The organism is Geopseudomonas aromaticivorans (assembly GCF_019097855.1).
Lineage (GTDB): Bacteria > Pseudomonadota > Gammaproteobacteria > Pseudomonadales > Pseudomonadaceae > Geopseudomonas > Geopseudomonas aromaticivorans.
Window position 1 is genome coordinate 1 of the sequence record NZ_JAHRGL010000034.1, and the last position, 8,382, is coordinate 8,382.

7 protein-coding genes are annotated in these 8,382 nt (G+C 57.7%); all 7 read right to left on the reverse strand.

Annotated features, from left to right (window positions below; genetic code table 11):
- Positions 1-425: 425 nt before the first annotated feature.
- The gene (locus KRX52_RS13100) at positions 426-1,370 is read right to left on the reverse strand and encodes an AraC family transcriptional regulator (protein ID WP_254797583.1); all 945 of its coding nucleotides are present in this window, start codon (positions 1,368-1,370) and stop codon (positions 426-428) included.
- A 193-nt stretch (positions 1,371-1,563) separates the two neighbouring features.
- Positions 1,564-2,313 carry an ABC transporter ATP-binding protein gene (locus KRX52_RS13105; RefSeq protein WP_254797584.1) on the reverse strand — a complete coding sequence of 250 codons (750 nt, stop codon included), beginning with the start codon at positions 2,311-2,313 and terminating at the stop codon, positions 1,564-1,566.
- A complete protein-coding gene (locus tag KRX52_RS13110; RefSeq protein WP_217682173.1) occupies positions 2,313-3,071 on the reverse strand; it encodes an ABC transporter ATP-binding protein in 759 nt (252 codons plus the stop codon). Before KRX52_RS13110 ends, KRX52_RS13105 begins: the two co-directional genes overlap by 1 nt.
- The gene (locus KRX52_RS13115) at positions 3,071-4,117 is read right to left on the reverse strand and encodes a branched-chain amino acid ABC transporter permease (RefSeq protein ID WP_217682174.1); all 1,047 of its coding nucleotides are present in this window, start codon (positions 4,115-4,117) and stop codon (positions 3,071-3,073) included. Before KRX52_RS13115 ends, KRX52_RS13110 begins: the two co-directional genes overlap by 1 nt.
- A 13-nt stretch (positions 4,118-4,130) precedes the next feature.
- Positions 4,131-4,991: a branched-chain amino acid ABC transporter permease gene (locus KRX52_RS13120; protein ID WP_254797585.1), complete on the reverse strand. Its 861-nt coding sequence runs from the start codon at positions 4,989-4,991 to the stop codon at positions 4,131-4,133.
- Between the two features lie 122 nt (positions 4,992-5,113).
- A complete protein-coding gene (locus KRX52_RS13125; RefSeq protein WP_217682175.1) occupies positions 5,114-6,325 on the reverse strand; it encodes an ABC transporter substrate-binding protein in 1,212 nt (403 codons plus the stop codon).
- 246 nt (positions 6,326-6,571) lie between these two features.
- Positions 6,572-7,846, reverse strand: a complete 1,275-nt coding sequence (locus KRX52_RS13130) for an OprD family porin (RefSeq protein ID WP_217682176.1) — start codon at positions 7,844-7,846, stop codon at positions 6,572-6,574.
- Positions 7,847-8,382: the final 536 nt, after the last annotated feature.

Consider the following 8,382-nt stretch of genomic DNA (forward strand, 5'->3'; position numbering starts at 1 on the left):
CGAACAGCTCAGGACTGGTAAAAATCTCTCGCTTGCAGCGATAGATTCCTTTTTCTTTATCTTCTTCAAGCAAACCATTGAGGTAGTCGAGTCCCAGGGTCATCGCCATGGCTCCTTTGTTATTTTTTCGGCAAAAAAATGCTAAGACTATGACTTCCGCATTGATAGCCAACCCTTGCAATCCCGCATCCGTTTTTTGTAATTCGCAAGCTATTTATTCTTAAAAGACAAAGAAAAAACAAAAACAACCAAGGTTAGGAATAACCAAAGCCACTCCTAACCAGATCAAAAATCAACTATGCGACGCATCGCGATGAACGAAACTGCAGAAAACCAGAGCAAAGAGGAGAAAGACAAGGGGGACAAAAGCCCCCCTCCAGAGAAATGACCTTACTTTTCTAAAATACAAAAACCTCTCGAGAACTTCAGGTTAAGCGCTTGCGAAGAGTGTCAGACGGAAGCTCCCCATAAGCATTTCTATAGTTTTCAGCAAAACGCCCCAAGTGAAGGAATCCGTAATCAATGGCCACCTCCGTAATGCTGCGCACCTTTCTTTCAGGATCACTCAGGAAACCATGTATATGCTCGAGCTTTCGCTTGCGAACATAGTTCTTTGGCGTATCACATGCGTGTCTTTCAAACAAATTATAGAGTGACCGAGGACTCATTCTTGCAACCGCAGCCATCTGATCCAAACTAATATTCTTTTTTATATTATCATCAACAAACTGAACAACTCTTTCAAAAGGCGACCCATCTCCTTCATAGGGCTCACGCTCAATATTACTATCCAGCAACTCAAGCAGCTTGGTTGCAATAATTCCCGTGAAGTACTCTCGCAACCGAGAGGGTCCATGGACGCGTTCTGACTCGCCACAGACCAAACCAAGAAGGCTATCGAAGCCACTTAACTGCTGAAGACTGTGCCGAGGGCTAAAGCGGATCCCCCCTATCGGCTTTTTCCAGTAATTATCGCTGCAAACCCGCTCCAATACATTAACTGGAAGCTTGACAATGAATTTCTCACAATCATTCGAGTAGGTTAGATCAGCTGGATCATCAGGATTTATAAGCAATAGCTCACCAGGAGAAAAGTAGTGCTCATCCCCATAACCACGCCATAGACAACTCCCTTTAAGCAAAACCTGCAAATGGTAGCAAGTATTCAACCCTGACGATGTCACCCTCACGCTACTGCCGTAACTAATACGACACAAATCAAGACTACCGAAGTCACGATGACACAGCTTGGCCTCCGCGACCCTCTTGTTTGGCAAGTTGATTCTGTGCGCACCAACATATTGATTAACATAGTCAGAGACCCTATAAGGATCTGCATTAGTGAAGACCTGGCTAGCCTTACTCAACATATTGAACCCCACTCAACTTCAGCGCTTTTATATCTGTTATTAGCGAAGGAGGTACCGGCTATGCCTAACCTCACCTACCATACTAATAGCAGAAAAACACCAAAATCAAAGAGCTTTCCGATAAGCAGCCGCAAAAAATCTCTCCACACAAGCACAACGAACATCGGTGAACGTAACCAACCCTGCGACCAAGCTACAGGCCAATATGCTCCTGGAGTAGATCCTGCCTATCCTTAAGCTCAGTGCTCAGCCCATCGTAGACCACTTGCCCCTTGACCATGATCATGCTGCGGTCGGTCAGGTCGAGCAGCACGTTCACGTTCTTGTCGACCACCAAGGTGGCAATTCCGGTGTCCTTTACCGCGCGAATCACCTGCCAGATCTCCTTGCGGATCAGAGGCGCCAGGCCCTCGGTGGCCTCGTCGAGGATCATCAGCTCGGGGTTGGTCATCAGCGCGCGGCCAATAGCGACCATCTGCTGCTCGCCGCCGGACAGGTTGCCGGTCAGGTGACTGTAGCGCTCGGTCAGACGAGGGAAGGTCGCCAGCACGCGGTCGAGATCCCAGTCGCAGCGCCCGTCGACACCCGGCCGCGCGGCCATCACTAGGCTCTCGCGCACCGTCAGGTTGGGAAACATGCCGCGCCCCTCCGGTACATAGCCGATGCCGCGGCGGATGTTCCGGTAGGGCGGCTGGCCGTTGACCCGTTCGCCACGGATGTAGATGTCGCCGCGCCGGGGGGTGACGAAGCCGAGGATCGAGCGGATTGTGGTGCTCTTGCCCATGCCGTTGCGGCCGAGCAGGGCCAGGGTCTCGCCCGGCGCAATGTGGAAATCGACGCCGTGCAGAACGTGGCTGTTGCCGTAGTAGGTGTGCAGGCCGCGGGCCTCGACCAGCGGGGTGGCCGGCTCGACGTGGCTGGCCATGGCTTGTGCTGCGCTCATCAGAAGTTCTCCTCGCCGTCGCCCAGATAGGCTTCCTGTACCGCCGGATCGTTGCGCACCTGATCCAGCGGGCCGCTAGCCAGCATCTGCCCATTGACCATCACGGTGAGCTTGTGGGCAATGCTGAACACCGCGTCCATGTCGTGCTCGACCAGCACCAGCGAGTAGTTCTTCGAGAGGCTGGCGAGCAGCTCGACCACCCGGCTCGACTCGTCTTTGCCCATCCCGGCCATCGGCTCGTCGAGCAACAGGAAGCTCGGCTCGGTGGCCAACACCATGCCGATCTCCAGCTGGCGCTGCTCGCCGTAGCTCATGGTGCCGGCGATCACGTCGCGCTTGGCGCTGAGGCCACACAGCTCAAGGCCCAGCTCGGCGCGCTCGCGCACCTCGACATAGCTCTCGCTGCGGCGGAAGAAGCGAAAAGAGTTCTTAAGCCGTGACTGCGCTGCCAGCCAGCAGTTCTCCAGGCAGGTGAAGGTCGGGAAGATGTTGGTTCGCTGGAAGCTGCGCCCCATGCCCAGGTGCGAGATGCGGTTGGGCGAGGTGCCGGTGATGTCTTGCCCCCTGAACAAGATCTGCCCGTCGCAGGGCGGCAGGTGCCCGGACAGCAGGTTGACCATGGTGCTCTTGCCGGCGCCGTTGGGGCCGATGATCGCGTGCACCTCGCGCTCGCCGACCTGCAGGTTGACACCGTTGACCGCAGTAAGTCCGCCGAAGGTCTTGGTTAGGCCACGGGTTTCCAGAATGATCGCGCTCATTATAGGGTCTCCTCTTTTACGGCTTTAACGGCACCTACTACTGCAGCAGCGGCCTTGGCCTTGTTGTTCTTTCTCTTACGCTCGCAGAGCTGCAGTAGCAGTCCGGCGATGCCCCGCGGCAGCAGCAGCACCATGCCGATCACCACCAGCCCCATCAGCAGCTCCCAGTGCGGGGTCAACGCAGCGAAGCCGGTATGCAGGCCCTCGAAGGCGAAGGCGCCAAGGATCGCCCCGAACAGGGTGCCCATGCCGCCGAGGATGACCATCACCAGCACGTGCGCCGATAGCTCCCAGCCGACCTGGCTGGGGCTGACGAAGCCGTACTGGGTAGCCGACAGCATGCCGGCGTAGCCAGCCAGGGTGCCGGCGATGACGAAAGCAGCCAACTTGTAGAACAGCGGGTTATAGCCCATGGCGCGGACGCGCGACTCGTTCTCGCGGATACCCAAGAGCACCTGGCCGAAGGGCGCACGCAGGAAGGTATGCAGCAGCAGGAACACCCCAACCAGCGATGCCAGCGCCACGTAGAACAGAGTCTGGCGGTTATCCAGGTCGAGCAGTTGCACGCCGGCGATGCTGACATCCGGTTTCATTAGCAGGTAGGCGCCGTCCGAGCCGCCGGCGAAGGAGGCATCGTGGAACAGGTAGAACAGCATCTGCGAGAAGGCGATGGTCGCCATGATGAAGAAGATGCCGGAGGTGCGGATGATCAGCAGCCCCATGACCAGCGCCGCTAGCGCGCTGATGCCTAGACAGAGCGGCAGAGCGACCCAGACGCTGATCGCCTCGTACTCGGGGGCGACCAGCACCAAGGTGTAGCCGGCGATGCCGAAGAAGGCGGCCTGGGCCAGGCTGACCATGCCGCTGATGCCGACCAAGAGGTCGAGACTCAGCGCGACTATGGCGAGGATCATGATGCTGGTGAGTTTCTGCAGGTAGAAATCGTGCTGCTCGCCGGTCAGGGCCGAACCGAACAGCGGGTAGAGGGCCAGCAGCAGGGTGCCGAGCGCAAGCAGTAAGCGGATCGGCGTGGGAAGGATATGCATGTCGAAACTCTCCTCAGGCGAACAGGCCGCGCGGCTTGAACAGCAGCACCGCAGCCATCAGCACGTAGACCACCATGCCGGCGAAATCGGGCACCAGCAGGGCACCCCAGGTGGCGGTCAGGCCGACCAGCAGGGCACCGAGGAAGGCGCCGCGGATCGAACCGAGGCCGCCAATCACTACAACCACGAAGGCGATGATCAGCACCTGGTTGCCCATCCCCGGATACACCGAGGACAGCGGCGCGGCGATCATCCCGGCGAAGGCGGTCAGCGCCGCTCCAGCGGCGAATACCAGGGTGTAGATGCGGCGGATATCGATGCCCAGACCCTGAACCATCTCGCGGTTGCTGGCCCCGCCGCGGATGATCATGCCCAGACGGGTACGCTGCAGGATCAGGTACATGGCCAGGGCGATCAGGCCGCAGACCACCGAGACGAACAACCGGTACACCGGGTAGTCGAGGGTTTCGGTGAGGGCGATCGAGCCGGACAGGAACGCCGGGATCGCCACGCTGTGCACGTCGTTGCCCCAGAGCATGCCCTGCAAGGCGTCGAACACCAGGATAAGGCCGAAGGTCAGCAGCACCTGATCGAGGTGATTGCGCTTGTACAGCGCCTGCATCAGGAAGCGCTCGATCAGCACGCCGAGGCCGACGGCCAGCGGCACGGCGAGGAGGATGGCGAGGAACAGGTGGCCGACCAGCGAGGTCAGCCACCAGGCCAGGTAGGCGCCGACCATATACAGGGCACCATGGGCCAGGTTGAGGATGTGCATGATGCCGAAGATTAGCGTGAGACCGCTGGCGATGAGGAACAGCAGCAGTCCGTACTGCAGACCGTTCATGGTCTGAATGAGAATGTTAGCAAAATCCATGGGTTAGCTATCCACGCGATGGAATGCGGGAGCCCGGACACCGGCGGCCAAGGGACAGAAGCCGCCGGTGCCTGGGGGCGAACACCGGCGTCCCGGGCATCGACCGCCCGGGACGCGGTCACTCAGCGCTTGGCGACCTGCTTGAGCTTGCAGCCCGGAGCCGGGTCACTAAGTTTCTCGTGGGCGACCTCGACCACCACGTTGGCGCCGTTACGCACCTCGCGCAGGTAGATGTTCTGAATCGGGTTATGTGCTTTGGAGAAGGTCCACTCGCCGCGAGGGCTGTCGATACGCGCACTCTCCATCGCCTTGATCCAAGCCGCACGATCCTTGGTGTTACCAGCCACCGCCTCGAGAGACTGGGCAAGCAGCAGGCCGGTGTCGTAGCCCTGCACCGCATAGATGTCCGCTTCCTTGCCGAACTGCTGCTTGTAGTCGCCGCGGAACTTGGAGTTCTGCTCGGTCTGCAGCGAGTCGGCGTAGTGCAGGGTAGTCAATAGGCCTTCAGCGGCCGGGCCTTGGGCGGCCAGAGTACCCTCGGTGAGGAAGCCAGAGCCGAGCAGCGGGATCTTGTCCTTGAGGCCGGCCGCGGCGTAATCCTTTACGAACTTGGCGGCGCCGCCGCCGGCAAAAAACACGAATACCGCATCAGGCTTGAGCGCAGCGATCTCTGTCAGCTGCGACTGGAACTCGACGTCAGGGAAGGGTAGCCAGATTTTCTTGATAATCTTGCCGCCGGCCTTCTCGAAGCCCTCCTTGAAACCCTCCACTGATTCAGTACCGAAGCCGTAACGCCACGTCACAGTGACTATGTTTTTGTAGCCCTTTTCGGCGGCGATCTTGCCCATCGGATAAGCGGTCTGCCAAGAAGAGAAAGAGGTGCGGAAGACGTTCTCAGCACACATCGGGCCGGTGGCGGCATTGAAGCCGGCGTTGGGGATGATCAGCGGAACGCCGGTCTCACGGGCGACCTTAAGCGCCCCCATGCCGACACCGGAGTGCATCGGGCCGACCACCACGTCGACCTTGGCGCCAGACACCAGCTTCTGCATGTTCTGCACCGCCTTGCTCGGGTCTGCCTCGCTGTCTACCACCACGAACTCGACCTCGCGCCCGCCGAGCTTGCCGCCCTGCTGCTCGATGGCCAGCTTGAGACCGTTGGCTGTTGCTTCTCCAGTAGCCGCATAGGTTCCGGTATAAGGCAGCAGCAATCCGACCTTGAGTGGATCGGCCGCTTGCGCACCGCTACTCAGGGCACCGGCCAACACCAGAGTCGAAAAACCATTTCGAGCAATCTTTCCAGCAGTATTAAATGCTTTTTTATTTTTTTGCATTGCCTTCTCCGAAATCAAAAAATATTTATTTGGAAATTCGCTAGCACGCAACTCACACACATTCCAATGAGCAATTCAAAACTAGAGCCCTAACAAAAAATCTGTAAGGGTCGCCACAGACTATTGCTCTGCCAAACTCAAGCAACAAGACACATGCCAAATTAGCAAAGCCAACCATTGATATTTTAAATAAATTTTCTGGCTCACTCTCATCGGGCACGGATCATGCCATCCCGCATCGATTCATCAGAAGAGTGCCAAGTTATAGCTGATAATCAGACGATTCTCGTCGATACTGGCACGGTAGTTAGAGCGCGCGCTGACATTGCGCACTCGCACGCTAACGTTCTTCAGCGGACCGCTCTGTACGACGTAGCCAAGATCCAGGTCGCGCTCCCAATCCTTGCCCTCGAAGCCACTACCGGTTTCGACGTTGTCGCCCTTGACGTAACGCACGGTGCTGACCAGCCCCGGAATGCCCAACGCGGCAAAGTCGTAGTCATAACGCGCCTGCCAAGAGCGCTCGTCTGTGGAGGCAAAGTCGAAGGTCGGCAGCTCGTTGGCCAACGGCGTTACATTGCCGAAGATACGGATCATCCCGTCGTCGCCGGACAGTTTCTGATATCCGACATGGAAGGTATGGCCACCCTGCTTGGCCGACAACATGGTGTAGAAGGCCTGGTTGTCAATCTTGCCGGCCAACTCATTGCCGTCCTCGCTGGAGTCAAAGTAGCCAAGGTTGGCACCTAGGGTCCAGCTGCCGACCGGCTCGCTGTGCTTTAGGCTGAAGAAACGCTGGTTGTAGACGTCCTCCAGCTGCGCGTACCAGGCGCCGACGCTGGTGCGGTTGGCGTTGAAGGCGTAGTCGGCGCCGCCGTAGTTGAAGCGGTCACTAGTGACCCCCAACACGGCCCGGCGGCCGATCCACGGCGACATCTTGTCATCGCCGGCCTCGTCGCGGTGGCTCATGGCACGCATCTGGCCGCCCTGCAGGGTCAGTCCGGCGACTTCCTGGGAGACGATGCTAGCGCCGGTGTAGGACGGCGGCAGCAGGCGGATGTCGGAGAAAGTCAGCACTGGCAGGTTGGGCTGCAGCTCGCCGACCTTCAGCTCGGTCTTCGACACCTTGATCTTGACCGCTGCGCCGAGGCGGCTGTACTCGTCGGCCGGCTCGCCATCGTCTTGGCGCGGCATCAGGCCAGTACCTTTTCCGCCGGCACGATCAGCGCTGCCATCGAGTTTGATTCCCAGCAGACCAATGGCGTCGACGCCAAAGCCCACGGTGCCTGGGGTGTAGCCGGACTTGAAGTTGAGGATGAAGCCCTGCGCCCACTCTTCCTGCTTGGACTGTGCCATTGAGGGGACGTCGCGGAAATCGCGGCTGAAATAGTAGTTACGCGCCGTCAGGGTAGCGGAGCTTCCTTCTACGAACCCATTTTCTGCTGCCAGCCCCACAGAGGGAAATGCAACAGCCATGAAAACAGCCAGTGAAATTGGATTAACTTTCTGGAACTCTATCATTTCATCATCACTCTTGTTGTTATTAAAACTTCCAGCCTTCCTGCCAATTAGCAGCCACAGCACAGACAGAAATCCGCAAAAGCCTTAAAAAGACCGAAATCAACCCAGGAGCCCGTGAAAAATTCGCCCACCCCACGACCTAGCAGACGGGAGCCCAGGCGTCACAATCCTTCCAGATTCAAACCTATGCGGGAATGATGAATCTTTAAGACCCCCTGGAATAAAATCAATCCTCAGGCCAGCGAGCCAATAGAGCAAATAGCTTTGAAATGCGTCTCAAAACTCCAACATCCCCTAGCGAAACAGATCTTATTCAGAAAAACCACTGGAGATGCCAATATTTCAAGTTAACAGTCAATTCATGCATTGCCATTTCGACGCATACGGCTAAACCACACTCCCTTAGCACCTAAGGAAGGTCTGAAATAGCCCTCCCCATTCGCGACAGACCTGCTCGGCAGGCCAAAATCGGGCTACTTCATCCCCCTGGACTCAGTTTCCTGCCCCCGAAGAGCATTTGCCGGGGGCTTCCCCTG